The organism is Rhodoplanes azumiensis (genome assembly GCF_042682915.1).
Classification (GTDB): Bacteria; Pseudomonadota; Alphaproteobacteria; order Rhizobiales; family Xanthobacteraceae; genus Rhodoplanes; species Rhodoplanes azumiensis.
Genome location: NZ_JBHUIW010000029.1, coordinates 1 through 26,671, shown reverse-complemented (window position 1 = coordinate 26,671; position 26,671 = coordinate 1). Strand labels below are relative to the sequence as shown.

The 26,671-nt window shown below is 70.6% G+C and carries 27 protein-coding genes and 1 pseudogene; 16 read left to right on the top strand and 12 right to left on the bottom strand.

Features of this window, described 5'->3' with window-relative positions; all coding sequences use genetic code 11:
- Window positions 1–21: 21 nt before the first annotated feature.
- From ACFSOX_RS20330 to ACFSOX_RS20310, 5 genes are all read left to right on the top strand, one after another.
- Window positions 22–1,176, top strand: a complete 1,155-nt coding sequence (locus ACFSOX_RS20330) for an OpgC domain-containing protein (protein WP_378479653.1) — start codon at window positions 22–24, stop codon at window positions 1,174–1,176.
- The gene (locus ACFSOX_RS20325) at window positions 1,173–1,928 is read left to right on the top strand and encodes an SGNH/GDSL hydrolase family protein (RefSeq protein WP_378479652.1); all 756 of its coding nucleotides are present in this window, start codon (window positions 1,173–1,175) and stop codon (window positions 1,926–1,928) included. The genes ACFSOX_RS20330 and ACFSOX_RS20325 overlap by 4 nt, the downstream gene beginning before the upstream one ends.
- Entirely contained in the window at window positions 1,925–2,758 is an 834-nt protein-coding gene (locus tag ACFSOX_RS20320) for an SGNH/GDSL hydrolase family protein (protein WP_378479651.1), read from the top strand. Before ACFSOX_RS20325 ends, ACFSOX_RS20320 begins: the two co-directional genes overlap by 4 nt.
- Before the next feature lie 226 nt (window positions 2,759–2,984).
- Entirely contained in the window at window positions 2,985–3,167 is a 183-nt protein-coding gene (locus ACFSOX_RS20315) for a hypothetical protein (protein ID WP_378479650.1), read from the top strand.
- Between the two features lie 80 nt (window positions 3,168–3,247).
- Window positions 3,248–3,850 carry an SCO family protein gene (locus ACFSOX_RS20310; RefSeq protein WP_378479649.1) on the top strand — a complete coding sequence of 201 codons (603 nt, stop codon included), beginning with the start codon at window positions 3,248–3,250 and terminating at the stop codon, window positions 3,848–3,850.
- A gap of 65 nt (window positions 3,851–3,915) precedes the next feature.
- Here the strand turns inward: ACFSOX_RS20310 and ACFSOX_RS20305 are convergent, their stop codons facing one another.
- From ACFSOX_RS20305 to ACFSOX_RS20295, 3 genes are all read right to left on the bottom strand, one after another.
- Window positions 3,916–5,541, bottom strand: coding sequence for an NAD(P)/FAD-dependent oxidoreductase (locus ACFSOX_RS20305; protein WP_378479648.1), 1,626 nt, complete (start codon window positions 5,539–5,541; stop codon window positions 3,916–3,918).
- Complete coding sequence (locus ACFSOX_RS20300; protein WP_378479647.1) at window positions 5,538–6,080, bottom strand: GtrA family protein; 543 nt, start codon at window positions 6,078–6,080, stop codon at window positions 5,538–5,540. The genes ACFSOX_RS20305 and ACFSOX_RS20300 overlap by 4 nt, the downstream gene beginning before the upstream one ends.
- A 185-nt stretch (window positions 6,081–6,265) precedes the next feature.
- Window positions 6,266–7,579, bottom strand: a complete 1,314-nt coding sequence (locus ACFSOX_RS20295) for a glycosyltransferase family 87 protein (protein WP_378479646.1) — start codon at window positions 7,577–7,579, stop codon at window positions 6,266–6,268.
- Between the two features lie 394 nt (window positions 7,580–7,973).
- Here ACFSOX_RS20295 and dnaK point away from each other — a divergent pair, with 394 nt between their 5' ends.
- From dnaK to ACFSOX_RS20280, 3 genes are all read left to right on the top strand, one after another.
- Window positions 7,974–9,890: a molecular chaperone DnaK gene (gene dnaK / locus ACFSOX_RS20290; protein ID WP_378479645.1), complete on the top strand. Its 1,917-nt coding sequence runs from the start codon at window positions 7,974–7,976 to the stop codon at window positions 9,888–9,890.
- Window positions 9,891–9,967: 77 nt separating this feature from the next.
- Window positions 9,968–11,086, top strand: a complete 1,119-nt coding sequence (gene dnaJ, locus ACFSOX_RS20285; protein WP_378479644.1) for a molecular chaperone DnaJ — start codon at window positions 9,968–9,970, stop codon at window positions 11,084–11,086.
- Between the two features lie 143 nt (window positions 11,087–11,229).
- A complete protein-coding gene (locus ACFSOX_RS20280; RefSeq protein ID WP_378479643.1) occupies window positions 11,230–11,835 on the top strand; it encodes a class I SAM-dependent methyltransferase in 606 nt (201 codons plus the stop codon).
- A 13-nt stretch (window positions 11,836–11,848) separates the two neighbouring features.
- Here the strand turns inward: ACFSOX_RS20280 and ACFSOX_RS20275 are convergent, their stop codons facing one another.
- Complete coding sequence (locus tag ACFSOX_RS20275) at window positions 11,849–12,085, bottom strand: DUF4926 domain-containing protein (protein WP_378479642.1); 237 nt, start codon at window positions 12,083–12,085, stop codon at window positions 11,849–11,851.
- Window positions 12,085–12,420: pseudogene (locus ACFSOX_RS20270) on the bottom strand (DUF6883 domain-containing protein). The gene ACFSOX_RS20275 and the pseudogene ACFSOX_RS20270 overlap by 1 nt, the downstream one beginning before the upstream one ends.
- A 56-nt stretch (window positions 12,421–12,476) precedes the next feature.
- Between ACFSOX_RS20270 and pyrF the strand changes: the two are divergent.
- Window positions 12,477–13,238, top strand: coding sequence for an orotidine-5'-phosphate decarboxylase (pyrF, locus tag ACFSOX_RS20265; protein ID WP_378479641.1), 762 nt, complete (start codon window positions 12,477–12,479; stop codon window positions 13,236–13,238).
- 17 nt (window positions 13,239–13,255) lie between these two features.
- Window positions 13,256–13,558: a DUF1330 domain-containing protein gene (locus ACFSOX_RS20260; protein WP_378479640.1), complete on the top strand. Its 303-nt coding sequence runs from the start codon at window positions 13,256–13,258 to the stop codon at window positions 13,556–13,558.
- Window positions 13,559–13,590: 32 nt separating this feature from the next.
- Here ACFSOX_RS20260 and ACFSOX_RS20255 read toward each other — a convergent pair whose 3' ends face one another.
- The gene (locus ACFSOX_RS20255; RefSeq protein WP_378479639.1) at window positions 13,591–14,562 is read right to left on the bottom strand and encodes a tyrosine recombinase XerC; all 972 of its coding nucleotides are present in this window, start codon (window positions 14,560–14,562) and stop codon (window positions 13,591–13,593) included.
- A 289-nt stretch (window positions 14,563–14,851) separates the two neighbouring features.
- On the opposite strand from ACFSOX_RS20255, the gene ACFSOX_RS20250 reads away from it, so the two are divergent.
- On the top strand, window positions 14,852–17,023 hold the full coding sequence (locus tag ACFSOX_RS20250; protein WP_378479638.1) for a primosomal protein N': 2,172 nt from the start codon (window positions 14,852–14,854) through the stop codon (window positions 17,021–17,023).
- 30 nt (window positions 17,024–17,053) lie between these two features.
- Window positions 17,054–17,233 (top strand): hypothetical protein, encoded by a 180-nt coding sequence (locus tag ACFSOX_RS20245; RefSeq protein WP_378479637.1) that lies wholly within the window; start codon window positions 17,054–17,056, stop codon window positions 17,231–17,233.
- Between the two features lie 160 nt (window positions 17,234–17,393).
- Here the strand turns inward: ACFSOX_RS20245 and ACFSOX_RS20240 are convergent, their stop codons facing one another.
- Window positions 17,394–17,789: a hypothetical protein gene (locus tag ACFSOX_RS20240; RefSeq protein WP_378479636.1), complete on the bottom strand. Its 396-nt coding sequence runs from the start codon at window positions 17,787–17,789 to the stop codon at window positions 17,394–17,396.
- A gap of 144 nt (window positions 17,790–17,933) precedes the next feature.
- Between ACFSOX_RS20240 and ACFSOX_RS20235 the strand changes: the two genes are divergently transcribed.
- Window positions 17,934–19,493, top strand: a complete 1,560-nt coding sequence (locus ACFSOX_RS20235) for a bifunctional aminoglycoside phosphotransferase/ATP-binding protein (protein WP_378479635.1) — start codon at window positions 17,934–17,936, stop codon at window positions 19,491–19,493.
- A gap of 60 nt (window positions 19,494–19,553) precedes the next feature.
- A complete protein-coding gene (locus tag ACFSOX_RS20230) occupies window positions 19,554–20,714 on the top strand; it encodes an MFS transporter (protein ID WP_378479634.1) in 1,161 nt (386 codons plus the stop codon).
- 52 nt (window positions 20,715–20,766) lie between these two features.
- On the opposite strand, the gene map is transcribed toward ACFSOX_RS20230, so the two are convergent.
- Together map and ACFSOX_RS20220 are read right to left on the bottom strand one after the other, a co-directional pair.
- A complete protein-coding gene (gene map / locus ACFSOX_RS20225; protein ID WP_378479633.1) occupies window positions 20,767–21,600 on the bottom strand; it encodes a type I methionyl aminopeptidase in 834 nt (277 codons plus the stop codon).
- 53 nt (window positions 21,601–21,653) lie between these two features.
- Window positions 21,654–22,304 (bottom strand): TetR/AcrR family transcriptional regulator, encoded by a 651-nt coding sequence (locus tag ACFSOX_RS20220; RefSeq protein ID WP_378479632.1) that lies wholly within the window; start codon window positions 22,302–22,304, stop codon window positions 21,654–21,656.
- 234 nt (window positions 22,305–22,538) lie between these two features.
- On the opposite strand from ACFSOX_RS20220, the gene ACFSOX_RS20215 reads away from it, so the two are divergent.
- Complete coding sequence (locus tag ACFSOX_RS20215) at window positions 22,539–22,781, top strand: putative antibiotic biosynthesis monooxygenase (protein WP_378479631.1); 243 nt, start codon at window positions 22,539–22,541, stop codon at window positions 22,779–22,781.
- On the opposite strand, the gene sfsA is transcribed toward ACFSOX_RS20215, so the two are convergent.
- Window positions 22,744–23,526, bottom strand: a complete 783-nt coding sequence (gene sfsA / locus ACFSOX_RS20210; RefSeq protein ID WP_378479630.1) for a DNA/RNA nuclease SfsA — start codon at window positions 23,524–23,526, stop codon at window positions 22,744–22,746. The two genes, ACFSOX_RS20215 and sfsA, sit on opposite strands and share 38 nt — an antisense overlap.
- A gap of 31 nt (window positions 23,527–23,557) precedes the next feature.
- Window positions 23,558–24,541, bottom strand: coding sequence for a D-erythronate dehydrogenase (gene denD / locus ACFSOX_RS20205; RefSeq protein WP_378479629.1), 984 nt, complete (start codon window positions 24,539–24,541; stop codon window positions 23,558–23,560).
- A gap of 225 nt (window positions 24,542–24,766) precedes the next feature.
- On the opposite strand from denD, the gene ACFSOX_RS20200 reads away from it, so the two are divergent.
- Complete coding sequence (locus tag ACFSOX_RS20200) at window positions 24,767–25,555, top strand: transporter substrate-binding domain-containing protein (RefSeq protein ID WP_378479628.1); 789 nt, start codon at window positions 24,767–24,769, stop codon at window positions 25,553–25,555.
- Between the two features lie 10 nt (window positions 25,556–25,565).
- Here the strand turns inward: ACFSOX_RS20200 and ACFSOX_RS20195 are convergent, their stop codons facing one another.
- Window positions 25,566–26,582 (bottom strand): WD40 repeat domain-containing protein, encoded by a 1,017-nt coding sequence (locus ACFSOX_RS20195; RefSeq protein WP_378479627.1) that lies wholly within the window; start codon window positions 26,580–26,582, stop codon window positions 25,566–25,568.
- Window positions 26,583–26,671 lie beyond the last annotated feature (89 nt).

Sequence of the window (26,671 nt, the reverse complement as noted above, 5' to 3'; positions counted from 1 at the left end):
GGACGGATTCGGGACGCACTCATGTCGACAGCCGGCGGACGCGATCTGCGCCTCGACCTCTTCCGCGGTCTCGCGCTCTGGCTGATCTTCCTCGACCACATTCCGTCGAACGTGGTGAGCTGGATCACCATCCGGAACTACGGCTTCAGCGACGCCACCGAAATCTTCGTCTTCATCTCCGGCTACACGGCCGCCTTCGTCTACGGCGCCACCATGCAGGAGCGCGGCTTCCTGGTCGCCTCGGCCCGCATCCTGCGCCGCGCCTGGCAGGTCTACGTCGCCCACATCTTCCTGTTCACCATCTACATGGCCGAGATCGCCTATGTCTCGGCGAGCTTCGAGAACCCGCTCTACGCCGAAGAGATGGGCGTCTTCGAGTTCCTGCGGCAGCCCGACGTGACGCTCGTCCAGGCCCTTCTCCTCAAGTTCAAGCCGGCCAACATGGACGTCCTGCCCCTCTACATCGTGCTGCTGGCGTTCTTCCCGCCCTATGTCTGGCTGGCGTTGCGCGCCCCGACCGTCGCGCTGTTCGTCACCGTGGCGGTCTATGCGCTCGCCTGGGAGTTCGGCATCAACCTGCCCGCCTATCCGAGCGGCCACTGGGTGTTCAACCCGTTCGCCTGGCAGTTGCTGTTCTGCTTCGGCGCTTGGTGCGCGCTCGGCGGCATCGACCGCATCGGCGGCTTCATCCGCTCGCCCTGGGTGGTGGCGCTCGCCGTCGCCTATCTGCTCGTCTCCTTCGCGGTCGTGCTGACCTGGTACGTGCCGCCATGGACCCGGTTCGTCCCGAAGGCGCTGGCCGAGTGGATGTACCCGATCGACAAGACCAATCTCGACGTCCTGCGGGTCGCTCACTTCTTCGCCCTCGCCGTGCTGGCGGTGCGTTTCGTTCCGCGCGACTGGCCGGCCCTGAAGTCGCGCTGGGCGCGGCCGGCCGTGGTCTGCGGTCAGCATTCGCTAGAGATCTTCTGCCTCGGCGTGTTCCTCGCCTTCGCGGCGCACTTCGTCATGGCGGAGTTGTGGGACGGAATCGCGATGCAGATCATTGTCAGCGTCGCCGGGGTTATGGTTATGATTGCCGCGGCGGCCGTTATGTCTTGGTACAAGCTGATCGAAGGCCGCCATGCCGGGTCACGGGCCACGTCGAGCGCCGGGCCGGCCGGGAGCTCGTCATGACCCGCGCGGTCCTCGCCCTCCTCGCAACCCTGCTCGCCGGCCCGGCGCTGGCCGAGCCGGAGGCCGCGTGCCAGGTGCCTGACGGCTTGGTCCAAGCGGATTTCGCGATGCCGCGGGTGGCCGATGCGATCGCCGCCAAGACGCTCGAGATCGCCGTCCTGGGCAGCGCCTCCTCGGCGCTCGCCGGCCCGGCCGGCGCCGGCAAGGCCTATCCGGGGCCGCTCGAGGCGGCGCTGAGAGCCGCCCTGCCCGGCGTCGCCGTGACGGTGAGCACCTTCGCCAAGCCCAAGCAGAGCGCCGCCGAGATGCAGGCCGCGATTCCGGAGATCCTGACCGCCAAGAAGCCGGCACTGGTGATCTGGCAGTCCGGTACCGCCGACGCGATCCGCGGCGTCGATCCGGAGGACTTCCGCATCGCCCTCGAGGAAGGCACCGAGGCCTTGCAGAAGGGCGGCGCCGACGTGCTGCTGATGAACATGCAGTTCAGCCCGCGCACCGAGTCGATGATCGCGGTGAATGCCTACGCGGACACCATGCGGTTCGTCGCTCTGCAGCATTCCGTCAACCTTTTCGACCGATTTGCGGTCATGAAGCACTGGAACGAGGCGGGTATCTTCGATCTGACGACCGTCACTAAGAAAATGGACATGGCCGAGCGGGTACACGCGTGCTTCGGCAAGCTTCTCGCAAGGCTGATTCTCGACGGGGTCGCCTTGACAAGAGAGGAACGGAAAGCAAACGATCGGCCATGATGGTGTCCCGCCTCGCTCGGGTGCGCCGCACGCTTCTCGCGGCGGCCCTCCTCGTCCCCTTCGGTCTCGTCCTGCCCGCCGCCGCCTCCGACCCGGCGCCCGATGCGGCGCCGCCGTGCCGGTCGCAGTCGGACCTCACCCGCTTCGCCGACCGGCTGACCCGGACGGCGCAGAAGATCGCTCGGAAGCAGCTGCTCACCATCGTGGCGCTCGGCTCGTCGTCGACGGCCGGCGCCGGCGCCAGTTCCCCGGCCGCCTCCTATCCGAGCCGGATGGAGGCCCGCCTGCACGAGACCTTGCCGGAGCAGCCCCTGCGCGTGCTCAACCGCGGCGTCAACGGCGAGGATGTCCAGGAGATGCTCGCCCGCTTCGAGGCCAGCGTGCTGTCCGAGAAGCCGGATCTCGTGATCTGGCAGACCGGCACCAATGCGCTGCTGCGCGGCCACTCGCTCGACGATGTACGGGTTCTGGTGACCGACGGGATCGCCCGGCTGCGCCGGCTCGGCATCGACGTGGTGCTGATCGACCCGCAATACGCCCCCGCCGTGCTGGCCAAGCCGCACGCGGCCGAGATGGTCACGCTCCTGGCCGCGATGGCGCGCGAGGGCAGCGCCGACCTGTTCCCCCGCTTCGCCGTGATGAAGCGCTGGCACGAGACCGAGAGAATCCCGGTCGACACCTTCATCGATCCGGACGGGCTCCACATGAACGACTGGGGCTATGCCTGCTTCGGCCGCCTGATGGCCGACGCCGTCACCGAGGCGGCGACCCGGCCGGCCACCGTGGCGGCGGCCCCTGCGGTGCCGCCGGCCTTTCGCCCGGCGCCCTGACCGGACCCGCCGCGCCGCGGGCCGCAACGCCGGCGCCGAGCCCGACGGGGTTGGCGCCGCGCCCGAACCGACCTATGTCAACGACGGCGGCGCCGGAGCCCGCCAGGATGGGCACGCGCCCTCCGGGAGTGCGGGCCACGGTGCCGCCGCGTGACCGGCCGTCCCGGCGCGAGCCCTTTCCGGGCGGGAGCGTGCGATGTCCGACCCTGCGATCTCCGAACCCGCGATGTCCGATCCTCTGGCGGCCGAATTTTCCGCCCGCGCCGCGGCCGCCCCGCGGCGCGCCATCCGCGTGGCGATCGTCGTGGTCGTCGCCGTGATGATCGCCGCGACGCTCGCCCTGTGGGCCTGGCTCGGCCCGGCCGTGTTCTACGAGGTCATCGTCGCCGGCATCGCCGGCTGCTTCTGACCGTCCGCCCTGCCGCATCGGCGCCCTCCCACGGCGCGCCGACGACTGTTCCGAGACGACTTGTTCCGAGGAGTACATCCGTGGCTTCACGCGCCTCCCGCCTCGCCCTTCTGGCCGGCGCCTTCTCGATCGGCCTGCTGCTGTGCCTCGGCCTCGTGCTGGTGGCGACCGGCCGGCTCGGCGGCAACTCGTCGGTGGCGACCGCCGCGGCGGTCGGCGGCCCGTTCCGGCTCGTCGACCAGGACGGCCAGCCGATCTCGGACACGGATCTGCGCGGCAAGCCGTTCCTGATGTTCTTCGGCTTCACGCATTGCCCCGACGTCTGCCCGACCGCGCTGTTCGAGGCCTCCGAGCTTCTACGCGCGCTCGGGCCGGACGCCGGCCGCACCGCCGTGCTGTTCGTCTCGGTCGATCCCGAGCGCGACACCCCGGCCGTGCTGAAGGACTATCTGTCGAGCTTCGAGCCCGGCCTGCGCGGCGTCACCGGCACGCCGGAGGCGATCGCGGCGGTGGCGAAGGCGTTCCGGGTCTATTACCGCAAGGTTCCGCTGGAGGCCGGCGACTACACGATGGATCACACCGCCATCGTCTATCTGATGGACAAGCAGGGCAAGTTCGTCGCCCCCTTCAACATCAAGCGCGCCCCCGAGGACGCCGCGGCGGATCTGAAGAAGTATTTTTGAGCTCGGAGCGCGCAGCCTTCTTCCCTCTCCCCGCACGCGAGGAGAGGTCGCCGCGGAAGGCGACCTCACGCCGCGTCGGACACCTTCTTCGGCACGGCGCGCTCGCTGGTGAGCGCGGTGCGGCGGCCGTCGGGCGCGGCTTTGCCGCCGGCCTCGTGATACTCGGCGTCCTCGTTGACGTTCCACACGTCGAAGCGGCGCTCGCCGGACAGGATGTTCTCCGCCGTGAGCATCGCCGTCATCATGGCATGGTCCTGGTTGTTGTACTTGTGCATGCCGTTGCGGCCGACGAGATGCAGGTTCGGGCAGCCGAGCTCCAGGTCGCGCCGGATCGCCGCGACGTTGTCCCGATAGGTGTCGTCGTAGACCGGATAGGCCTTGGGCTGGCGCACCACGCAGCCGCCCGTCACGGCGGCCGCCGCGACGAGGCCGATCTGCGCGACCTCGCGGGTGGCGAGCGCGATCAGCTCGTCGTCCGAAGCGGTCCACAGCCCGTCCCCTTCGAAGCAGAAGTACTCGAGACCGAGGCAGGTCTTGCCCTCCGGCACCATATGGGGCGACCAGGAGCGGAAGTTCTGCACCCGGCCGACCTTCACGGCCGGATCGTGGACGTAGATCCAGTTGTCCGGAAAGAGATCGGGCTCGTCGACCATCAGCGCGACGGTGAGGAAATCACGATAGCGCAGCGCCCGCGCGTGAAAGGTCGAGATCGGCCGCGGCCGGATCTTCTCGACGAGCTCGGCGAGCGGCGCCGACGAGATCACGTGCCACGCGGTGTAGCGCTCGGTGCCGTCGGCGGTCGCCACCTCGATGTCCCACAGTTCACGCTTTTCGTCGTAGGCGAGCGAGACGAGGTCGCGGCCCATCAGCACCCGTGCGCCGTGTTCCTCGATCTTGCGAGCGGCCGCCTCCCACATCATGCCGGGCCCCTTGCGGGGGTAGCGGAAGGTCTCGATCAGCGTCTTCACCACCGGCTCGCCGGCGCCGGGCTTGCGCGGCGGGGCGCCGAGCGAGCGGCGGAGCGCGTTGGTCACCGCGACCCTCAGGTCGAGCCCCTTGATGCGCTGCGCCGCCCAGTCGGCCGAGATGTCGTCGCACGACATGCCCCACACTTTCTCGGTGTAGGTCTTGAAGAAGATCGCGAACAGCCGCTCGCCGAACTGGTTGCGCACCCAGTCGTGGAAGGTTCGCGGCCGGTCGATCGGCGACAGCCGGGCGGCCAGATACGACATCACGCAGGCGGCGCTCTCGACGATCCCGAGATTGCGCAGCGCCTCGCCGGCGTTCAGCGGATAGGAGTAGAACTTGCCGTCGTAGAAGATGCGCGACAGCCGCGGCCGCTCGATGAAGTCGTCGGGTAGGATCTCGTTCCACAGGTCGACCACCTCCTTCGACTTCGAGAAGAAGCGGTGGCCCCCGATGTCGAACAGGAAGCCGCCGTGTGCGACCGTGCGGCTGATGCCGCCGACATGCACCGGATCCTTCTCGATCACGATCACGTTCGGCGTGTGCTTGCTCAGCGTGTAGGCCGCCGTGAGCCCGGCCGGACCGGCGCCGACGACGAACACGTCGGTGTGGGTGGCGGCCGGCAGGCCGGAGCCGGGGCCCTCGGCAGGCCGACCGGAGGTGGCCTGCCGCGCGGCGGCGGGTCGCGAGATCGTCGGTCGCGGGGCGGGCGGGCGCGAGGTCATGGCTCGATCACTCCGGAACGCGAGGCGGCGATCGGCGCGAAGGCGTAGAGCCGATGGCCGTTGTAGGAGACGACGGCGGCGATCGCCGCCCCGATCACGGCGGCGGCCTGCGGCAGGGCGCCGAGAACGGTGAGGACGAGAAGCGCGAAGACGGCGTAGCTGGTGCCCTGGGCGACCGCCGTCACGACGGCGTAGCGCAGCGCCTCGGCGGGCTGGCGCCGGCCGCTCGTCGCGAACGTGATCGCGCGGTTGAGCCGCCAGGTGACGAGCGTGGCGATCGCCAGCGAGACGAGCCGGACGATCAGCGGATGGTCGAGATGCTGCGGGATCGCCGTGAACACGCCGAGGTCGGTGAGAAGGCCGACGCCGCCGACGCCGAGGAAGCGCAGCGGCCGCGGCAGGCGCGCGAGCCGCTGGCGCATCGGGCCGACGGCGAGCGGACGGCGGGCGCGCGAGCCGCCGTCGTGCGGCCAGCCCTCGTGCGGCCAGCCCTCGTGCGGCCAGGCGCGAAGGCCCGACACGTCGTCACTCACCGTCATCGCGGCCCCGTCCGTGGCACGCCGCGGCGCTCCAGTCCCCGGCGCGACGGCGTTTCGAGATGCGGGACGACTGTCGCAGCCGAGCGTTAATGGCCGGCTGCGGCGGACCGCGGCCGGCGTCGGCGATCGCCGTAAACCTTAACGAAGCGTGGACGCGCGGCCGTGCGCCGCTGTCCCGTCGCCGCTCACCCGGGCAAGGCGTTGCCGCCGGCGACGTGGCCGACGATCGGCCCGCTCGGCCTCGCTCCGTCGCAGGACGGTCGTGCCGCCTCCGCGGCGGCGGCCCCCTCGCGGGCGCCGGCGACGACCCGGACGACCATGGCGACGGCGGCGACGAGGCCGACGGCGGCCAGCGAGACCGGGGCGGCGTCGAGCAGCTTGTCCGGCTCGCTCTGGTGGGCGCCGGCGAGCCAGGAGCTCTGCACGAGGCCGAACCCGCTCGACACGAGGAATAGGACGTCAATCGCCATCCGGCGGGCCGGGGAGGCGAGCCGCACCAGATCGGGGAGCAGCAGGGCGAAGCCGACTGCGACGATCGTCATGTCGTAGTCGTAGGCATAGGGGCTGACCAGCAGCGTGACGAGCGCCGTGACGCCGAGCGCCTGGGTGGGCGAGAAGCGCCGGGCCGCCACCACGACGGCGCCGAGCGCGCCGACCGCGGACACGACCTGGGCGAGGCCGGCGAGGCTCGCCGGCAGGTCGAGCGAGCGCAGCGCCGCATAGGGCGAGACCATGCGGAACAAGGGATAGAGTCCCGCCTCGAGGAAGATCCGCGCCTCCCGCACCCCGTCCAGGAACGCGACCCAGACGGCGGGGCCGAGCAGCGCGGTGGCGAGGCCGGCGGCAGCCGCGGCCGTCGCGGCCGCGACGGCCAGCACGGCCCACCGGCGCTGGACCAGGAGCAGCACCCCGAAGGCGATCGCGAGATGGGGCTTGATCACCATCAGGCCCAGCGGCACCCCGGCCCAGGCGGAGCCGCGCCGCAGGGCGAGGCAGGCGACGGCGACCAGCGCCCCGGTGAGGAACCCGTTCTGGCCGCACCGGATGGTGACCGCGAGGACCGGGAAGAAGACGATCAGGGTGGTGACGAGATCGTGCGGGGCGAGCCGCCGCAAGGCCGCCAGATAGGCCGCGAGGGTCGTCGCCGTGAACACGAGGTAGGCGGCCGGCAGAGGCAGCAGCGCCAGGGCGCCGACGACCAGGTCGAAGGGCGGCGGATAGGTCCAGGGGAGGAAGTGCTGGCCCTCGAACAGCGAGGCCATCAGCGGGCTCAGCCGGGCGAAATAGTAGACGTCGCCGATCTCGCCCCGCCAGACCATCCGGCCGGCGATGTGGAAGATGTCGAAGTCGGTCGGAACGCGCCGGCCGGGCACCAGGCCGGCGAAGCGGGCCGTCGTGGCGAGCAGCAGCAGGGCCGACAGGCCCAGGAGGACGGCCGCGTAGAGACGCCGCTTGCGCGGCGACGTCCGGGCCGCCTCCAGCACATCGATGATCGCCATTGGCGTCCTCCGGGTCGGCCGCGGGGGACGCCGCGGGGCGGGCCGCTCCGCCCGCGCGCGCAGCGCGGACCCCTCCGCACCGCCCGTTCGGCCCGCCGATGCCACCGGCAGTGTGGCGCGGGCCGGTTGCGTCCGGGTTAATCCGGAGCGGCCCTGTCCGCAGACACCCAAACCGCCGCGCACGCCGACGAAACCGGCCGTGGCATTCGCGAAAACTCCGCCTTGCGGCTTATCGGCGCCCTCCTATATGACCGTCTGAAACCCGCTCGCGAGCGGTTCCCACTTCGTTCCAAGAGGGGCCGGACCCAAGGCATCAGTGCAGGCACGAGGCCTGCGGACGCTTCCGGGTGCTGTTCAGGCTCGGCCGGCCTGCTGAGAAGAAAGGACAGAGTCAATGGGTAAGGTCATCGGCATCGACCTCGGCACGACCAACTCCTGCGTCGCCGTGATGGAAGGCAAGACGCCGAAGGTCATCGAGAATTCGGAAGGCAAGAACACCACCCCGTCGATCGTCGCGTTCACGGACGACGGCGAGCGCCTCGTCGGCCAGCCGGCCAAGCGCCAGGCGGTCACCAATCCGGAGCGCACCTTCTTCGCCGTGAAGCGCCTGATCGGCCGCCGCTACGACGACCCGATGGTGGAGAAGGACAAGAAGCTCGTCCCCTACAAGATCGTGCGCGCCTCGAACGGCGACGCCTGGGTCGAGGCGGACGGCAAGACTTACTCGCCCTCGCAGATTTCCGCCTTCACGCTGCAGAAGATGAAGGAGACGGCCGAGTCGTATCTCGGCCAGAAGGTGACCCAGGCGGTCATCACGGTCCCGGCCTACTTCAACGACGCCCAGCGCCAGGCCACCAAGGACGCCGGCCGCATCGCCGGCCTCGAGGTGCTGCGCATCATCAACGAGCCGACCGCGGCGGCGCTCGCCTACGGCCTCGACAAGCAGAAGAACGGCACCATCGCGGTCTACGACCTCGGCGGCGGCACCTTCGACATCTCGATCCTGGAGATCGGCGACGGCGTCTTCGAGGTGAAGTCGACCAACGGCGACACCTTCCTGGGTGGCGAAGACTTCGACATGCGGCTGGTCAACTACCTGGCCGACGAGTTCCAGAAGGAGCAGGGCATCGACCTGCGCCGCGACAAGCTCGCGCTGCAGCGCCTGAAGGAGGCCGCCGAGGCCGCCAAGATCGAGCTCTCGTCGACCTCGCAGACCGAGATCAACCTGCCCTACATCACGGCCGACGCGACCGGCCCGAAGCACCTCACCCTGAAGCTGACCCGCGCGAAGTTCGAGGCGCTGGTCGACGACCTGATCCAGAAGACCGTCGAGCCGTGCCGCCTGGCGCTCAAGGACGCCGGACTGTCGGCGGGCGAGATCAACGAGGTGGTGCTGGTCGGCGGCATGACCCGCATGCCCAAGGTGCAGGAGATCGTCCGCCAGTTCTTCGGCCGCGAGCCCCACAAGGGCGTCAACCCCGACGAGGTGGTGGCGATCGGCGCCTCGATCCAGGCGGGCGTGCTGCAGGGCGACGTCAAGGACGTGCTGCTGCTCGACGTGACCCCGCTGTCGCTCGGCATCGAGACGCTGGGCGGCGTGTTCACCCGCATCATCGACCGCAACACCACGATCCCCACCAAGAAGAGCCAGGTGTTCTCGACCGCGGAGGACAACCAGAACGCCGTCACCATCCGGGTCTTCCAGGGCGAGCGCGAGATGGCGGCCGACAACAAGCTGCTCGGCCAGTTCGACCTGATGGGCATCCCGCCGGCGCCGCGCGGCGTGCCGCAGATCGAGGTGTCGTTCGACATCGACGCCAACGGCATCGTCAACGTGTCGGCCAAGGACAAGGCGACGTCGAAGGAGCAGCAGATCCGCATCCAGGCGTCGGGCGGCCTGTCGCAGGCCGACATCGAGCGCATGGTGAAGGACGCCGAGGCGCATTCGGAGGACGACAAGAAGCGCAAGGCCGCGGTGGAAGCCAAGAACCACGGCGAGGCGCTGCTGCACTCCACCGAGAAGGCGCTCTCCGAGCACGGCTCGAAGGTCGGCGAGAACGAGCGCCGGGCGATCGAGGACGCGATGGGCGACCTGCGCGAGGCGCTCAAGGGTGACGACGCCGAAGCGATCCGCACCAAGACCAACACGCTCGCCCAGGCCTCGATGAAGCTCGGCGAGGCCATGTACAAGCAGTCCGAAGGCGACGGCGGCCCCGACGCCGGCGCGTCCGCGGGCGGCAAGAAGGAAGACGTGGTCGACGCGGAGTTCACCGAGGTCGACGACGACAAGAAGAACAAGAAGAGCGCGTGACGGTGTTTGCCCCTCTCGCCCCCGGACCGGCTCGCCCGGCCCGGGGGCGGAGGGTTTTTGCGTGGGGGACCGGCTGAATGTCCAAGCGCGACTATTACGAGGTGCTCGGCGTCCAGCGCACCGTCACCGAGGTCGAGCTCAAGACCGCCTATCGCAAGCTCGCCATGAAGTACCACCCGGACCGCAATCCGGGGGACTCCGAATGCGAGATGAAGTTCAAGGAGGTCAACGAGGCCTACGAGGTTCTCAAGGACGCCGACAAGCGGGCGGCCTATGACCGCTTCGGCCACGCCGCCTTCGAGCAGGGCGCCGGCGGCGGCCCCGGCTTCGGCGCCGACTTCGCCTCGACCTTCGCCGACATCTTCGACGACTTCTTCGGCATGCGCGGGCGCGCCCGCGGCTCCGGCCGCGAGCGCGGCGCCGATCTCCGCTACAACATGGAGATCACGCTCGAGGAGAGCTTCCACGGCAAGGTCGCGCCGGTCCGCATCCCGACCTCGGTGACCTGCGAGGTCTGCTCGGGCACCGGCGCCAAGGCCGGCACCAAGCCGAAGGCCTGCGCCACCTGCGGCGGCCACGGAAAGATTCGCCACGCCCAGGGCTTCTTCACCCTCGAGCGCACCTGCCCGGCCTGCCACGGCCGCGGCCAGGTGATCGACGACCCGTGCCCGGCCTGCGCCGGTGCCGGCCGCGTGACCCGCGAGCGGACCCTGTCGGTCAACATCCCGCCCGGCGTCGAGGACGGCACCCGCATCCGCCTCGCCGGCGAGGGCGAGGCGGGCGTGCGCGGCGGGCCGGCCGGCGACCTCTACATCTTCCTGTCGATCACGCCGCACGCCTTCTTCCAGCGCGACGGCGCCGACCTGCACTGCCGGGTGCCGATCTCGATGGTGACGGCGGCGCTCGGTGGCGAGTTCGAGGTGCCGACGATCGACGGCGGCAAGACCCGGGTGAAGGTTCCGGACGGCACCCAGTCGGGACGACGGTTCCGCCTGTCCAGCAAGGGGATGCCGGTGCTGCGCTCGAAGCAGATGGGCGACATGTACGTCCAGGTCGTGGTCGAGACGCCGCAGAACCTCACCAAGCGCCAGCGCGAGCTGCTCGCCGAGTTCGAGAAGCTGTCGTCCACGGCGACGCACCCGGAATCCTCGGGCTTCTTCGGCAAGGTCAAGGAGTTCTTCGGCAACAAGGCGTGACGCCGCGGCGTCCCGCCGCCGCCCGCGGGCCGCGCCTTTATGGGACCGCGGCGCGCGAACAGGGTTGACCCGGAGGCGCTGGGCCGTTACCCGTGACAATTCCGTGACGGTGCATTTGCCGCGTCGCAGCCACGTTGTACGAGATGCCGCCGCTTCAGACTGCTGTGGGCACTGCCAGGAAGGGCCTCCGCATCGACGACGATGTGAGGTTTCTCCGGTCGTGGATCGAGAAGCCGCTGGCGATCGGCGCCGTGATGCCGTCGAGCAAGCCGCTGGCGCGCGCCATGGCGAGCTATGTCGACCCGCACGGGACCGGCAAGGTGATCGAGCTCGGTCCCGGCACCGGCGCCATCACCGAGGCGCTGGTCGAGCACGGGGTCGACGAATCCCGCCTCGTGCTGGTCGAGTTCAACTCCAACTTCTGCCGCCTCCTGCGCGCCCGCTACCCGGCCGCGACCGTCATCCAAGGCGACGCCTATCGGCTGCGTGGCCTGTTCGGCGATTTTTTGCGCGGCGAAGTCTCCGCGGTGGTCTCCGGCCTGCCGCTGATGACCAAGCCGCTGCGCGCGCGGCTGCGCCTGCTCAACGAGGCGTTCGGGCTCCTGCAGCCCGGCGGCCCCTTCATCCAGTTCACCTATTCGGTGGTGTCGCCGATCCCGCGCTCGCTCGCCCGCGTGCGCACCGAGGCGTCCGAGCGCATCTGGCTCAACCTGCCCCCCGCCCGCGTGTTCGTCTACCGCCGGGGATGAGCGGGAAAGCCCCTCAGGCCTGCTCCGGGACGTAATGCAGGACGAGAAGCTCGGCCTTGGCGCAGGGTTCCACGGCGTAGGCGCGCCCCTGATCGTCGCTGAACTCCACCAGCGCGGTGTCCACGTCGAGTTCCTCGACGATCGTGCCGACCTGCCCACGCGCGAGCCGCAGGTCCGGCCGATCGGTCAGGAGGGCGACCACGTCGAGGAGCTGTGAGGTTTTCGGGTCGTTCGCGGCGTCGAGGGTCATCATGGCACCCAGCAGGTGACAAACCGTGGGATATCCTCCCCGGTTCTTATGATCCATACGGTTCTAATTTTAGCACGTCATGCGCCGATCGAGAGATCGACGTCGAGCTGCCACCGGCTGCCCCATGAGTCCGTCGAAAGGTAATTCGCAAGATCGGCGCGGGCTGCTTTGAGGAGCAGGCTGCGGAGCCAAACCGAATCGGAACGCTGTAGCCCGAGCGCATGCTGGAACACTCGTGCCTTGTGCCGGCCCCGCGGATGTGTCGGATCGAGGCAGTAGTCCTCGAGTTTTCGGATATCGAGAACCGCCTTGTCGCCATTCGGCAGGGCCGTCATCTCGCCAACTCGCGCTCCCGAAAAATTCGCTTCCGTCTCGGCGTCCGTTGACCAAAATGGCGCCGCCGAGCCGGGTGAGTCTAGACGACCGGCCGAGAAGGGGAACTGCCGTGGAACATCCGCGCGATCGACTGATCGTCGCCCTCGACCTGCCGAGCGTCGATGCCGCCGAGGCCGTGATCGACCGGCTCGGCGAGGGCGTCACGTTCTACAAGATCGGCTACCAGCTCGCCTTCGCGGGCGGGCTCGCGCTCGCCCAGAAGCTGATCTTCTCGGGGCGACGCGTCTTCGTCGACCTCAAGCTGCACGACATCGGCAACACGGTCGAGAAGGGGGTCGAGAGCATCGCCCGCATGGGCGCGACCTTCCTCACCGTGCACGCCTATCCGCAGACCATGAAGGCCGCCGTGCAAGGGCGCGGCGACAGTAACCTGCGCATCCTCGCCGTGACGGTGCTGACCTCCTACGACGACGCCGATCTGGCCGCCGCCGGGTACGATTTCACGGTGCCGGAGCTGGTCGCCGAGCGGGCCGCGCAGGCGCACGACATCGGCATCGACGGGCTCGTCTGCTCGGCCGAGGAGGCCGCGATGCTGCGCCCCAAGATCGGCCACGGCATGGCCCTGGTGACGCCCGGCATCCGCCCGAGCGGCGCCGAGGTCGGCGACCAGAAACGGGTGAAGACGCCGCGCGACGCGATCCTGGCCGGCGCCGACTATCTCGTCGTCGGCCGGCCGATCGTGGCGGCGCCGAATCCGCGCGCGAGCGCCGACGCCATCGTGGCCGAGATCGAGGCCGCCGTGAACGAGCAGGTGTGAGCCGGACAGGTGCAAGGATGCCCAAGGCGTATTGGATCGGCCGCGTCGACGTGACCGACGCCGAGGCCTACAAGGCCTATGTGGCGGCCAATGCCGCCGCCTTCTCGAAATTCGGCGCGCGCTTTCTGGTGCGGGCCGGCCGCTTCGAGGCGCCGGAGGGCACGGCGCGCAGCCGCCAGGTGGTGATCGAGTTTCCCGACTACGAGACGGCGCTCGCCTGCTATCGCTCGCCCGAGTACCAGGCCGCCAAGGCGCTGCGCGACGCTGCCTCGAACGGCGATCTCGTCATCGTCGAGGGCTACGACGGCCCACAGCCGTGAGACCCGGCGGCGCTCGCCGGCCGATGCTCGCTCTACCCGCGCGGATGGGCGGCGCGGTAGACCTCCATCAGCCGCTCGCTGTCGATGCCGGTGTAGATCTGGGTGGTCGACAGCGAGGCGTGGCCTAGAAGCTCCTGGATGGCGCGGAGATCCCCGCCCCGCATCAGCAGATGCGTCGCGAAGGAGTGCCGCAGCGCGTGCGGCGTGGCGCTGTCGGGCAGGCCGAGCGCGCCACGCAGCCGCTCCATGGTCAATTGGATGATGCGCGGCGACAGCGGCCCGCCCTTCGCCCCGACGAACAACGGCCCGGTGTCGGGAAGCGCATAGGGGCACAGCGCGACATAGTCGGCGATCGCCTGCAGGACGTTGCGCAGCACCGGCACCATGCGGCGCTTGTTGCCCTTGCCGGTGACGACGATGACGTCGCCGGCCCCCGGCGCCGGCACGTCGCGCCGCGTCAGGCCGAGCGCCTCGGAGATGCGCAGCCCCGAGCCGTAGAGCAGCGCCAGCACGGCGGCGTCGCGCGCCAGCACCCACGGCTCGCGCTCCTCGCCGGCCCGCAGATCGACGTCGGCGATTCGCTTCGCCGAGCCGACCGGCAACGGTTTCGGGAGTGTCTTCGGCACTTTTGGCGCGCGCACCGCGGAGAGAGCGCCGATCTCGCAAAGTCCCTCGCGGGCGAGATACCGGGCGAAGGAGCGCATGCCGGCGAGCGTCCGCATCAGCGAGCGGCCGGAGATGCCGTCGCCGCGCCGCGCCGCCATGAAGGCCCGCAGGTCCGCCGTGGTGAGGGAGCCGAGCGCCTTCAGGGTCACCCGGGCGCCCAGATGCTCGCACAGGAAGCCAAGCACCTGGCGCACGTCGCGCGCATAGGCTTCGACCGTCTTGGCGGACATGCGCCGCTCGGCCCCGACATGGACGAGCCAGCGCGCCATCGCGGCCGACACGTCCGGCCCCGCGAAGGGCAGGTCGATCTGAGGGGCCACCGCCGGGGTCGATCGCATCCGCCTGCTCCGGAATGCCTATGCTAATAATCGCCGAGTCGCGTCTGATCTTCACCCTCCCCTGGAGGGGGAGGGTCGGGGCGCGCAACGCGCGCACCGGGGTGGGGTGAAGCCACAAAGCACGGCTTCGCCGCTCACCCCCTCCCGACCGGCCTGCGGCCGGTCGACCTCCCGGTCGCGGCTTCGCCGCGATGCCCAGGGGGAGGTGAACCGAAGCCGAGAGCGACCGCCGACTCCATCATCGAGCGGGATCGTTCACTGGTCGTTAACTGGCGGGACATTGGCGCTCATGGCCCGACGCATCGTCGACGTGCTGCTGCCGCTCGCGCTCGACCAGCCCTACTCCTATGCGGCCGGCGATCATGCGGTCGCGCCGGGCGACATCGTCACGGTGCCGCTCGGCACCCGCGCCTGCACGGGCGTCGTGTGGGGCGACAACACGGCGCTCGACCCCCGGCTCGACAACCGCATCAAGGCGATCGCCGACAGGCTCGGCGTCCCGCCGTTGCGCGACGACATGCGCAAGCTCGTCGATTGGGTGTCGCACTACACGCTCGCCCCGCGCGGCATGGTTCTGCGCATGGCGCTGCGCATGGGCGACGGGCTCGGCCCCGAGCGCGAGCGCCTCGGCGTGCGGCTCGCCGGCGCGCCGCCGGAGCGCATGACGACGGCCCGCGCCCGGGTGCTCCGTGCGCTCGCCGACGGGCTCGTCCGCGCCAAGGGCGAGGCCGCCAAGGAGGCCGGCGTATCGCCCGGCGTCGTCGACGGCCTGATCGACGAGGGCACGCTCGAAACCGTGGTGCTGCCGCCCGAGCCGATCGCCCGCGCGCCGGACGCCGACCACGCGCCGCCCGACCTCTCGCCCGAGCAGGCGGCCGCCGCCGCGATCCTGCGCGACGCCGTGCGGACAAAAGCGTTCGCGACCTTCCTGCTCGACGGCGTCACCGGTTCGGGCAAGACCGAGGTCTATTTCGAGGGCGTCGCCGAGACGATCCGCCAGGGACGGCAGGTGTTGATCCTGATGCCCGAGATCGCGCTGACCGCGCAGTCGCTCGACCGTTTTTCCGCGCGCTTCGGCGTGCGGCCGGCCGAGTGGCATTCGGAGATCACGCCGCGACGGCGCGCCCGCACCTGGCAGGGCGTCGCCGAGGGCGACGTGCAGGTCGTCGCGGGCGCGCGCTCGGCGCTGTTCCTGCCGTTCGCCGATCTCGGCCTGATCGTCGTCGACGAGGAGCACGACCCCGCCTACAAGCAGGAGGACGGCGTTCGTTATCACGCCCGCGACATGGCCGTGGTGCGGGCCCGCATCGGCGCCCTGCCGATCGTGCTGGCCTCCGCCACTCCTTCCGTCGAAACAGAAGTGAACGCACGAAAAGGGCGGTATCGGCGGCTGCCGCTGCCGCAGCGCTTCGGCGGCCAGGCGTTGCCGCATGTCGAGGCGATCGACCTGTCGCGTGAAGGGCCGCCGCGCGGCCGCTGGATCGCGCCGCGGCTCGCCGGCGCCGTCAAGGACGCGATCGCACGCAAGCAACAGGCGCTGCTGTTCCTCAATCGCCGCGGCTATGCGCCGCTGACGCTGTGCCGCGCCTGCGGCTATCGCTTCGCCTGCCCGCAATGCGACGCCTGGCTGGTCGACCACCGCTTCAAGCGCCAGCTCGTCTGCCACCACTGCGGCTACTCCACGCCGCATCCGCCAGCCTGCCCGAACTGCGACGCCGTCGACAGCTTCGCGGCCTGCGGTCCCGGCGTGGAACGCCTGGAGGAGGAGGTCGGCACGCTGTTCCCGGAGGCGCGCGTGCTCGTCATGTCGAGCGATCTGCTCACCAGCGTCGAGAAGCTGCGCGAGGAGCTGACCGAGATTCAGGAGGGCCGGGTCGACATCATCATCGGCACCCAGCTGGTCGCCAAGGGGCACCATTTTCCGCGGCTCAACCTGGTCGGCATCGTCGACGCCGATCTCGGTCTTTCCAACGGCGATCCGCGCGCCGCCGAGCGGACCTTCCAGTTGTTGTCACAAGTGGCCGGGCGCGCCGGGCGCGCGGAAGGCCAGGGCTATGGCCTGATCCAGACGCACCAGCCCGAGCATCCGGTGATGCGCGCCCTGATCGCCGGCGACCGCGAGGCTTTCTACGCGAGCGAGATCGACATCCGCGAACGGTTGCACTACCCGCCGTTCGGCCGGCTCGCCAGCCTGATCGTCTCGGGCTCCGACCGCGCCGCGGTCGAGACTCACGCGCGAAAGCTCGCCGCGATCGCGCCGCGCGACGAGCGGGTGCGCGTGCTCGGGCCGGCCGAGGCGCCGGTGTCGCTCTTGCGCGGCCGCCACCGCTTCCGCCTGCTGATCAAGTCGCCGCGCGCCTTCGACCTCTCCGGCTGGATGCGCGACTGGCTCGCCCGCGCCCCCAAGACCACGGGCGACGTCAAGCGCGAGATCGACATCGACCCGACGAGCTTCTTGTGAGCACGAAGGGTCGGCGAGGAGGCGTGACAAATGTCCGAAGAGGACCGTGGCCCGGATCGTTCGCTGGATAATATTGGTGATGATCAGCACACTGATCTGATCGGACTGCTTCGTCGAAGGTGGGACGAAGGAAAGGCGAGCGGCATTTCCGGCGAGCTCTGTGCGGCAACTTTGATCGCTGAAGAAAAAGCGAAGCGCCGAGGCTTTTAACTAGGCTCGGCAACCGTGCGGCGCTCGGCAGACTCTCTCCGTCACCCTGAGATGCCCGGCAGAGCCGGGCCTCGAAGGGCGACGGCCCGGGCCATATCCTCGGAGGCTCGGGCTTCGCCCGAGCACGTCGGGATGAGGGCGTGAGTTGAGCGTCGTTCGCCTACGTCGCCGGCTCCACGGTGACGACCTGGAAGGTGTGCATGTCGCCGTCCTCGTCGCGGATCGAGACGTACTCGCCGGGCACGAAGGCGTGGGCGCCGAAGCGATAGCCGGCCTCGTCGTCCTCCTCGGCCGTCTCGTCGTAGTCGAACACCCAGCGGGCGTGCTCCGGCCCGCCCGGCTTGTGGACGAGGCGGCCAACCTCCTCCTCGTCGCCCCAGAAGCGGCGGACGCGGCAATGCTCGCGCTCCTTGCGCCACTGCTCGACGTCGATGTGGCCGTCGGCCGAGAGCGGCGCGACGAACTCGTAGCCGTGCTGCGCCGAGCCGAGCGGATGCTCCTTCGAGCGGGCGAGGTTCAGCCGGATGCGCTTGAAGCTGTGCGGCAGCGTGGTCATGGCGGGCCTCTCGTGACGAACCATTCCGGACGAAACGTCTCGGCATCCTCCCGGGTCGGCGACACCGTGCCGTCGCCGGATGACGTAATATGAATTTGGACCGGGGCGAACGCACGTCCTTTGATCTGGGTCGGAATCGAAGCCGTGAACGACGACCATCCGCCTGTCGATGACCCGCAAGCCGACGTGCTGGCCTTCCTGGCCGATCCGGCGACCCATGGCGGCGTCGCACCGGTGCGCATCGACACCCATGCGGCGTCGGTCTTCCTGGCCGGCGAGCATGCCTTCAAGATCAAACGCGCCGTCTCGTTCCCGTTCCTCGACTTCTCGACCCTGGAGAAGCGCAGGGCCGCCTGCGCGGCCGAGCTGGTCGCCAACCGGCCGTTCGCGCCGGAGCTCTACGCGGGCGTGGTGGCGATAACGCGCGAGCCGGACGGCCGGCTGGCGCTCGACGGGACGGGGCCGGCCGTCGAATGGGCTGTGCGGATGCGGCGCTTCGACGAGACCCGCACGCTCGACCGGCTGGCCGACGCCGGTGCGATCACGCCCGAGATCGTCGAGCCGCTCGGTCCCATCGTCGCGGCCGCGCATGCGCGCGCGCCGGTCGTCGCGGCGGCCCCGTGGATCGCGGCGCTCGGCGCCTATGTCGAGCAGAACGCCGAAGCGTTCGCGTCCCGGCCGGACTTGTTCGATCCCGACGCGACGGCGATGCTGACGACGCGCTCGCGCGAAGCGCTCGACCGCCTGCGGCCCCTGCTGGAAGCGCGTGGACACGCCGGGCTGGTGCGGCGCGGGCACGGCGACCTGCATCTCGGCAACATCGCGACGATCGACGGCCGGCCGGTGCCGTTCGATGCGCTCGAGTTCGACGCGACGGTCGCGTCGGGCGACGTGCTCTACGATCTCGCCTTCCTGCTCATGGATCTCTGGGAGCGCGACCTGCCCTGGGCGGCGAACCGGGTGCTCGACCGCTGGCTCGCGCAGACCGGCCGCCCCGATGACCTCGACGCCCTCGCGGCGATGCCGCTGTTCCTGTCGCTGCGCGCCGCCATCCGGGCCAAGGTGACGGCGGCGAAGCCGGCGCCGGCCGACGGCGCGCGCGCGCGCGACGCGGCCGCGCAAAAATACTTCCGGCTCGCCTGCGCCCTGATCGATCCGCCGCCGCCCGTGCTGATCGCGGTCGGCGGTCTGTCGGGAACCGGCAAGTCGCAGGCCGCCCGCGCCATCGCGCCGGACCTCCTGCCGGTTCCGGGCGCCGTGGTGCTGCGCTCCGACGTGCTGCGCAAGGCGCTCGCCGGCGTCGAGGAGCACACGCGGCTGCCGGCCGAGGCCTACACGCCGGAGGCGACCGCGCGGGTCTACACGGCGCTCGCCGCACGGGCGGCGCGCGTGCTCGCCGCCGGCCACAGCGTCGTCGCCGACGCCGTGTTCGCCCGCGCGGCGGAGCGGAGCGCGATCGCGGCCGTCGCGACGACCGCACGAGTCCGCTTCTTCGGCGCGTTCCTCGAGGCCGATCTGGCGACGCGCGAGGCCCGGGTGAGCGGCCGCGTCCGCGACGCCTCCGACGCCGACGCGGCCGTCGCCCGCCACCAGGAGACCTACGACGTCGGCCGGCTGGACGGCTGGGCCCGGATCGATGCGGCTGGAACACCCGCCGACACCATGGCGGCCCTGCGCGCCGCGCTGGGCGCTTCGGCCTCGTGACACACCACGGTCGGCCGGCTTTGCTATAGTCGGCGTCCCCGTCACGAGACGACACTTGAAATGACCCTCGATTCCCGCCGCGTCGGCATCGCCCTCGCGGGCTTCTGCTCCTTCCTCAATCTCTACGCGCCCCAGGCCCTCTTGCCCGCGCTCGCCCACGACTTCCGGGTCACGGCGGCCGAGATCAGCGCCGTGATGACGGCCGGCACGATCTCGATCGCGCTCACCGCCCCGTTCACCGGCGTCGTCACCGACATGCTCGGGCGCAAGCGCGTCATCGTCGTCGCGATGGTGCTGGTGGCGCTGCCGACCCTGATGGTCGCTCTCTCGGGCAGCGTACAGGAGATCGTGGTCTGGCGGTTCGTGCAGGGGCTCGCGCTGCCGCCCGTCTTCGCCACGGCGCTCGCCTATGTGGGCGACGAGTTCCCGCCCGCCGAGGTGCCGGGCGTCGCCGGCATCTACATGATGGGATCGAGCCTCGGCGGCTTCTCGGGCCGGCTGATCCCCGGCGTGCTCACCGATCTGGTCGGCTGGCGGCCGGCGATCGGCTCGCTGGCGCTCGTGAGCCTCCTGTGCGCCGTCGGCTTCGGGGTGGCGCTCGACAAGGAGCGCCACTTCGTGCGCTCCGAGGGGCTGAAGGCGTCGCTGCGCCAGATGATGCGCCACCTCGTCGACCCGCGGCTCGTCCCGCTCTACGCGGTCGGCTTCGGCGTGCTGTTCAACTTCATCGCGGTGTTCACCTACGTGAACTTCCACCTCGCCGGGCCGCCCTACGGCTTCTCGCCGTCGATGCTCGGGCTGATCTTCCTCACCTATCTGGTCGGCTCGGCCACCGTGCCGTCGATCGGCCGCGCCGTCGCGCGGTTCGGCCGCCGGCGCTTCGTGCTCGGCCTCCTGATGCTGTGGGGCATCGGCGCGCTCCTGCTGCTCACCCCGGCCGTGTGGAGCATCCTGATCGGGCTCACCACCTGCGCCACTTGCGGGATGATGTGCCAGGGCGTCTCGACCGGCGCCGTCACGGCGACCGCCAAGGAGGGACGCTCCTCGGCGGTCGGGCTCTACATGACGGTGTTCTACGTCGGCGGCAGCGCCGGCGCCTCGCTGCCCGGCCTCGCCTGGGCCTATGGCGGCTGGCCCGCGACGGTCGGCATGGTGCTCGCCGTGATCGCCGCGATGGCCACCGTGGTGGCGCTGTTCTGGCGCGACCCGAAGGAGACGTAGCGCGCGACGGCGCGCGAGCTTTCCGCTCGCGCCCCGGCACGACGGCCTCCGATCACGCCCGGCCGGTGATCAGCGGCGGCTTGTCGAGGCCCATGGGCGAGTAGGTGAACACCTCGACGCCGGTCTCGGTGACGCCCACCGTGTGCTCGAACTGGGCCGAGAGCGAGCGGTCGCGCGTCACCGCGGTCCAGCCGTCCGACAGCACCTTCACGTGCGGGCGGCCGAGATTGATCATCGGCTCCACCGTGAACAGCATGCCGGGGCGCAGCACCACGCCCTCGCCGCGGCGGCCGACATGCACGATGTTGGGCTCGTCGTGGAACAGGCGGCCGAGGCCGTGGCCGCAGAAGTCGCGCACCACGCTCATGTTCTGGCCCTCGACGAAGGCCTCGATGGCGGCCCCGATGTCGCCCGTGGTGGCGCCCGGCCGGATCACCGCGATGCCGCGGTTCATCGATTCGAACGTCACCTCGATCAGCCGCTCGGCCCGGCGCGGGATCTCGCCGACCCCGTACATGCGACTGGAATCGCCGTGCCAGCCGTCGAGGATCAGAGTGACGTCGATGTTGACGATGTCGCCCTCGCGGAGCGGCTTGTCGTTGGGGATGCCGTGGCAGACGACGTGGTTGATGGACGTGCAGGTCGACTTGTTGTAGCCGCGATACATCAGCGTCGCCGGATAGGCGCCGTGGTCCATGGCGAACTCGAAGACGAGCTGGTTGATCCGCTCGGTCGGCACGCCGGGCCGCACCTCTGGCACCAGCATGTCGAGGCAGCGGGCGACGAGCTGCCCGGCCCTGCGCATGCCGGCGAACGCCTCGGGATCGTGCAGCTTGATCTGCCCGTTCTTGCGCAGCGGTGCCGCCGCCGCATCGATATAGGTCATGAAATTCGCGCCTCGTCGGTGTTGCGCCGAATGTAGGCCTTTGCCGCCTCGAATCAATCGTGCTGCCCGGCCGGCCGGGCCGGTCGGCCGGCCCGCGCGATCAGCCGCGCCATCTGATCGATCAGGGCCGGATCCTCGTCGATCCGCCCGGTCAGCAGATGCACCCAGTGGAAGCCGATATAGAGCCGCAGCAGCGCCGGGGCGTCCTCGGCCGCGATCTCGCCGCGCTCGACCGCCCGGGTGAACACGCAGCCGAGATCGGAGAGCCGCACCGGCAGGAACTTCTCGCGCAAGGCGGTCAGGGCCGGGTCGCTCGCCTGCGCCTCGGCGAGCAGACCCTTGAAGGCGGCGCCGGACGGCGTCTCGCGCCAGAACCGCCACAGCGCCGTCGTGTAGGCGGCGAGGTCGTCCGCGAGGTCGCCGGTATCCGGAGCCTGGATGGCGGCGGCCTTGTCGGCCGCGTACACGGCGATGAACAGGTCGGCCTTGGACGGCCACCAGCGATAGATGGTCGGCTTGCCGGCGCCGGCGCGCCGCGCCACCTCGTCGATCGAGAAGCCCGCATAGCCCTTCTCGGTCAACAGGGCGCGCGCCGCTTCGAGGATCGCCATCTCGGCCGCGGGATGGCGGCGCGCCCCGATCGAAGCGCGGCGATGGCCGGCAGGACCGGCATCCGGCGGATCGGGATTTCGGGGCTCGCTCATTCTCGGCCTTCCATGCTCGGGCGTCCGGCCGACGAGGCCCACTCCGGGGCCGGTCGCGACCGCCGTCGCCCGGGCCGTCGGCATCCTACCAAGGTCGGGCTCCCGGTGCGGGACAGCTCGCGCCAAGAAAATTGCTGCGCCGCCGCGGCGTGCCTCTTGACGTAACGAAACGGCCCGTATAGATCAAGCGCCACGAACGAAACGGCTCGTTTCGTAACGACGTGAGGCCGACCCATGACGCCCTTTCTCCGATCGATCAAGTCCCGCCTGTCCGCCGTCTCGGCCGCCCATCTGCGCTTCGTCGCCGCCGTGATGATCGGCGCCTATCTGGTGATCAACACGCTGCTGGCCCTGGTGTCGCCGCTCACCGCCGGCTGGCCGTTCCCGGCGCTGACCGCCGTCGTGGTGCCGCCCATGGTGCTGGCGATGATCCACCTGGTCATCCCGATCGCGCGCCGCGTCGGCTCGCGGCCCTGACCGGTGGGACGACGACGGCCGTGATGGCCCGGGGCGGAGCCACCGGAACCGGCGCGTCGAGGTCGATGCCGTCGAGCGAGACCCGGCAGCGCACCGCGATCGCCTCGACGCCGGCGCCCCGCACCCGGTCGAAGGCGAGCCCGTAGGCGGGGTCGATGTCGCGGGCGATGTCGACCCTCTCGGCCGAGCCGATCTGCACCAAAAACAGCATCACGGCCCGCTCGCCGGCCGCCACCCGGGCGGCGAGCTCCTCCAGATGGCGGGTGCCGCGCGCCGTCGTCGCGTCCGGAAACTCGGCGAGGCCGGGGCGGCGCATCAGCGTGACGCTCTTGATCTCGACCCAGCAGGGCGGCTTCGCCGGATCCTCCAGCAAGAGATCGCAGCGCGACGCCGCCCCGTACCTCACCTCGCGCCGCAGCGTCGCGTAACCGGCGAGCGACGGGATCCCTCCCGCCGCGATCGCCGCGGCGACGATCCCGTTCGGATGCGCCGTGTCGACGCCGACGAGCTCGAGCCCGGCGCCGAGATCAACCTCGACCAGCTCCCAGGACCAGGCATGCTTGCGGGCCGGATTGTCGGAGCGCGACAGCCACACCCGTGCGCCCGGCTCGGCGAGCCCCAGCATGCTGCCCGGATTGGCGACATGCGCCGTGACGACGGTGCCGTCCAGGAGCTCCACATCGGCCAGAAAGCGCTTGTAGCGGCGCAGCAGCGTCGCCGGGGTCAACGAGGTCGGAAATCGCATGGCGACGGTTTAGCCCGTGGTCGCCCGCGCGTCAGTCCGGAATTCGCCCATCGAGGTCGTCCTCGATGTGGATGCGGACGATCTCGTCGAACGTCGTCTCGGCGACGAAGCCGAGCGCGCGAGCGCGCGCTGCGTCGAAGCGGTGCGGCCAGCCGGCGACGATCCGCTCCACCAGCGGGTCGGGGGCCCGCTTGATGCGGGCGACCGCGGCATCGCCGGCGACCCGGCGCAGGGCTTCGATCTGCTCGCCGACCGTACAGCATACGCCCGGCATCGTGACGGCGATCCGCGGCCCGAGGACGTCGCGCGAGAGCCCGGCGGCATGAATCAGGAACCCGACCGTGGCGCGCGGGCTCGCATGGGTGTGCAGCACGGTTTCGGCGACCGGCAGGAGGGTCTCGCGCCCGGCCAGCGGCTCGCGGATGATCGCCGAGAAGAAGCCCGAGGCGGCCTTGTTGGGCGGCCCCGGCCGCACGCACACGGCCGGCAGCCGCAGCGCCACGCCGTCGAGGAAGCCGCGCCGACTGTGGTCGGCGAGCAGCAGCTCGCACATCGCCTTCTGGGTGCCGTAGGAGGTGAGCGGCGTCAGATGGAAGTCGTCGCCGATCACGTCCGGGAACGGCGCGCCGAACACGGCGCAGGACGACGTGAACACGACCTTGGGGCACCAGCCGTCGGCGACCCGCCGGATCGCGTCGAGAAGCGCCCGGGTGCCGTCGAGATTGGCCCGGTAGCCCTTCTTGAGATTCAGCTCGGCGTCGGCCGAGACGACGCCGGCGATGTGGAACACCACCTCGGGACGGGCCGACACCAGGCTTTCGGCGACGCCCGGATCGGCGAGATCGGCGGTGACCCGGCGTACCGCGCCGGCGAAGCCCGCCGGCACCGGCGGCTCGACGATGTCGGTCAGCGTCAGCGTGGTGATCGCGGCGTCGCCGAGGGCGCCGTCACGGCCGAGCCGCTCGGCGAGCTTGCGGCCGATCATCCCGGCCGCTCCGGTCACGAGCACATGCATGCGCGGTCTCCGACGGGCGGAGGGATTCGCCCCTCGAAGACCCTAGCAGCGCGACCGGCGTGCGGAAGCCCGCAGGCGAGCCGCCGTCGCCACATCCCGGAACCGCCTGAAACCGGAGCGCGAACCCGTGACGCGCGGCCATCTGTCGTAGCTGATTCACCATACGGATGTCATAATATTATTTGGTGCGCTGATTCGCCGTGGGGACAATCCCGGTCGATCGCCATGCCGATGCCGGAGCTCGTGCTATCAAGGCTCATGGCGCACGCGATCCTCGCCGACCGCGAACTCACGGCCGAGCTGGCGCCGACCGGACGGTTGCGCGTGGCGATCGCGGTCGGCCCAGCACCGTCGGCCGTCTATGCGGTCCGGGCGGGGGGTGCGCTGCGCGGCGTTCCGGTGGCGCTCGCCGAGGCGTTGGCGGCGGCGACCGGCCTGCCGATCGAGTTCGTCCCCTTCCCCAGTTCCGGCGAGATCCAGGCGACCGCGGCGCGCGGCTTGTGGGACGTCAGCTTCCTGCCGGTCGACGAGGAGCGGCGCCGGCATGTCGACTTCGGCGCCGCCTATCACACTCTCCAGAGCAGCTACCTGGTCCCGGCCGGCTCGCCGATTCGCCGGCTCGCCGAAGCCGACGCCCCGGACGTGCGGATCGTCGGCGTGCGCAACAGTGCGACGCTGCGGGCCTCCCTGCGCGCCTCCCCGCGCGCCTCGCACGTCCCGGTCGAATCGCCGGAGGACGCGGTCGCGATGATGCATGGCGGGCTCGCCGACGCCATCGCCATGGGTCGCGAGGTGCTGTCCGGGCTGGTGGCGCAGATCGAAGGCTCGCGCATCCTGCCGGGATCGTTCCTCTCCACCACCACGGCCGTGGCCGTGCCGAAGGGTCGTCCGGCGGCGCTCGCCTGCGTGACCGCGCTGATCGAGGAGGCGAAGGCCGCGGGCCTGGTGCAGCAGGCGCTCGAGCGCGTCGGACTCGCCGGCGCCCGCCGGCCGCCGGCCGCCGGCGCCGTCTAGGCCAGGGCCGTCACAACGCCAAGAGGCCGGCGTCGCCCGCCTCGGTGCCGAAGCCGAGCCGCGTGCCGGCGGCGTTCCAGGCGAGTGCCGTGACGGCGCCGCCGCCCGGCCTGCGCACGACGATCTCGGCCGAATCCTCCAGCCGCACCAGCAGCACCATGCCGCTCTCGTAGCCGACCGCGGCGACCGGCTCGCGCGGATGGCAGGCGACCGCGACGATCAGATCCTTGGCCGGCGCGAGCAGGCGCGGCTGCTGGCCCATCGGCCCGTCCTTACCGTGGAACGGCCACAGCACCAGCGCGTCGGCGCCGGCGGTGGCGAGCTCGCGCCCGTCCGCCGTCCACGACACCGACTTCACTTTCGCCGCGTAGCCGGACATGCGCATGTGCTTGCCGTCGGCCACCCGCCAGCCGTGCAGCGACGGCTCCTGCATGGTGGTGACGACGAAGCGGCCGTCCAGGCTGAAGGTGACGCCGGTGTGCGAGCCCTTCCACTCGAGCGGTTCGGGCGGCTCCTTGGCGTTGGGGAACCACAGCGCGACGCCGCCGTAACGGGCGACCGCGAGCCGCAGGCCCTTCGGCGCGAAGGCGAGGCCGCCCGGCGTCGAGCCGACCTCGGCGGTGCGGATCTCGCCCTTCGGCGTGCGCACGAACACGTCCTTGCCGGCCGACCAGGCGACGACGCCGTCGCGGCCGACCGCGACATTGTCGATCCAGCGCCGCTTGGCGTCGGCGGCGATCTCGCTCGTGGTGCCGTCCGGCGCCGTCGCCATCACCCGGCCGTCGTCGCCGCCCGTGATCAGCCGCGCGCCGTCGCTCGCCACGCTCAGGATGCCGCCGTCGTGGACGGCGATATGCCGCTCGGCGCCGTCGTCCCCGGTGAGCAGCACCGTGTCCTCGCCGAGCGCGAAGGCGGCGACCTCGCGGCCCTTCAGCCCGATGAAGGCCACCGCCACCACGGGCGCACCGGCGTCGATGGTCCGCGTGCGATCGACGAGAGAGTTGGAGGGAGCGGCGATGTCGGTCATGGCGTCGTGTCCGATGTCGTCATGGCCGGGCTTGCCCCACGGCTGTCCGGCACGGATTGTGCTTGAAGAGGTGCACGGCATTGATTCTG

Coding starts and splice junctions, on each gene's coding strand:
- ACFSOX_RS20330 (WP_378479653.1), top strand. CDS start 22: ATGTCGACAGCCGGCGGACGCGATCTGCGCCTCGACCTCTTCCGCGGT.
- ACFSOX_RS20325 (WP_378479652.1), top strand. CDS start 1,173: ATGACCCGCGCGGTCCTCGCCCTCCTCGCAACCCTGCTCGCCGGCCCG.
- ACFSOX_RS20320 (WP_378479651.1), top strand. CDS start 1,925: ATGATGGTGTCCCGCCTCGCTCGGGTGCGCCGCACGCTTCTCGCGGCG.
- ACFSOX_RS20315 (WP_378479650.1), top strand. CDS start 2,985: ATGTCCGATCCTCTGGCGGCCGAATTTTCCGCCCGCGCCGCGGCCGCC.
- ACFSOX_RS20305 (WP_378479648.1), bottom strand. CDS start 5,541: ATGACCTCGCGCCCGCCCGCCCCGCGACCGACGATCTCGCGACCCGCC.
- ACFSOX_RS20300 (WP_378479647.1), bottom strand. CDS start 6,080: ATGACGGTGAGTGACGACGTGTCGGGCCTTCGCGCCTGGCCGCACGAG.
- ACFSOX_RS20295 (WP_378479646.1), bottom strand. CDS start 7,579: ATGGCGATCATCGATGTGCTGGAGGCGGCCCGGACGTCGCCGCGCAAG.
- dnaK (WP_378479645.1), top strand. CDS start 7,974: ATGGGTAAGGTCATCGGCATCGACCTCGGCACGACCAACTCCTGCGTC.
- dnaJ (WP_378479644.1), top strand. CDS start 9,968: ATGTCCAAGCGCGACTATTACGAGGTGCTCGGCGTCCAGCGCACCGTC.
- ACFSOX_RS20280 (WP_378479643.1), top strand. CDS start 11,230: ATGCCGCCGCTTCAGACTGCTGTGGGCACTGCCAGGAAGGGCCTCCGC.
- ACFSOX_RS20275 (WP_378479642.1), bottom strand. CDS start 12,085: ATGACCCTCGACGCCGCGAACGACCCGAAAACCTCACAGCTCCTCGAC.
- pyrF (WP_378479641.1), top strand. CDS start 12,477: ATGGCGCCGCCGAGCCGGGTGAGTCTAGACGACCGGCCGAGAAGGGGA.
- ACFSOX_RS20260 (WP_378479640.1), top strand. CDS start 13,256: ATGCCCAAGGCGTATTGGATCGGCCGCGTCGACGTGACCGACGCCGAG.
- ACFSOX_RS20255 (WP_378479639.1), bottom strand. CDS start 14,562: ATGCGATCGACCCCGGCGGTGGCCCCTCAGATCGACCTGCCCTTCGCG.
- ACFSOX_RS20250 (WP_378479638.1), top strand. CDS start 14,852: ATGGCCCGACGCATCGTCGACGTGCTGCTGCCGCTCGCGCTCGACCAG.
- ACFSOX_RS20245 (WP_378479637.1), top strand. CDS start 17,054: ATGTCCGAAGAGGACCGTGGCCCGGATCGTTCGCTGGATAATATTGGT.
- ACFSOX_RS20240 (WP_378479636.1), bottom strand. CDS start 17,789: ATGACCACGCTGCCGCACAGCTTCAAGCGCATCCGGCTGAACCTCGCC.
- ACFSOX_RS20230 (WP_378479634.1), top strand. CDS start 19,554: ATGACCCTCGATTCCCGCCGCGTCGGCATCGCCCTCGCGGGCTTCTGC.
- map (WP_378479633.1), bottom strand. CDS start 21,600: ATGACCTATATCGATGCGGCGGCGGCACCGCTGCGCAAGAACGGGCAG.
- ACFSOX_RS20220 (WP_378479632.1), bottom strand. CDS start 22,304: ATGAGCGAGCCCCGAAATCCCGATCCGCCGGATGCCGGTCCTGCCGGC.
- ACFSOX_RS20215 (WP_378479631.1), top strand. CDS start 22,539: ATGACGCCCTTTCTCCGATCGATCAAGTCCCGCCTGTCCGCCGTCTCG.
- sfsA (WP_378479630.1), bottom strand. CDS start 23,526: ATGCGATTTCCGACCTCGTTGACCCCGGCGACGCTGCTGCGCCGCTAC.
- denD (WP_378479629.1), bottom strand. CDS start 24,541: ATGCATGTGCTCGTGACCGGAGCGGCCGGGATGATCGGCCGCAAGCTC.
- ACFSOX_RS20200 (WP_378479628.1), top strand. CDS start 24,767: ATGCCGATGCCGGAGCTCGTGCTATCAAGGCTCATGGCGCACGCGATC.
- ACFSOX_RS20195 (WP_378479627.1), bottom strand. CDS start 26,582: ATGACCGACATCGCCGCTCCCTCCAACTCTCTCGTCGATCGCACGCGG.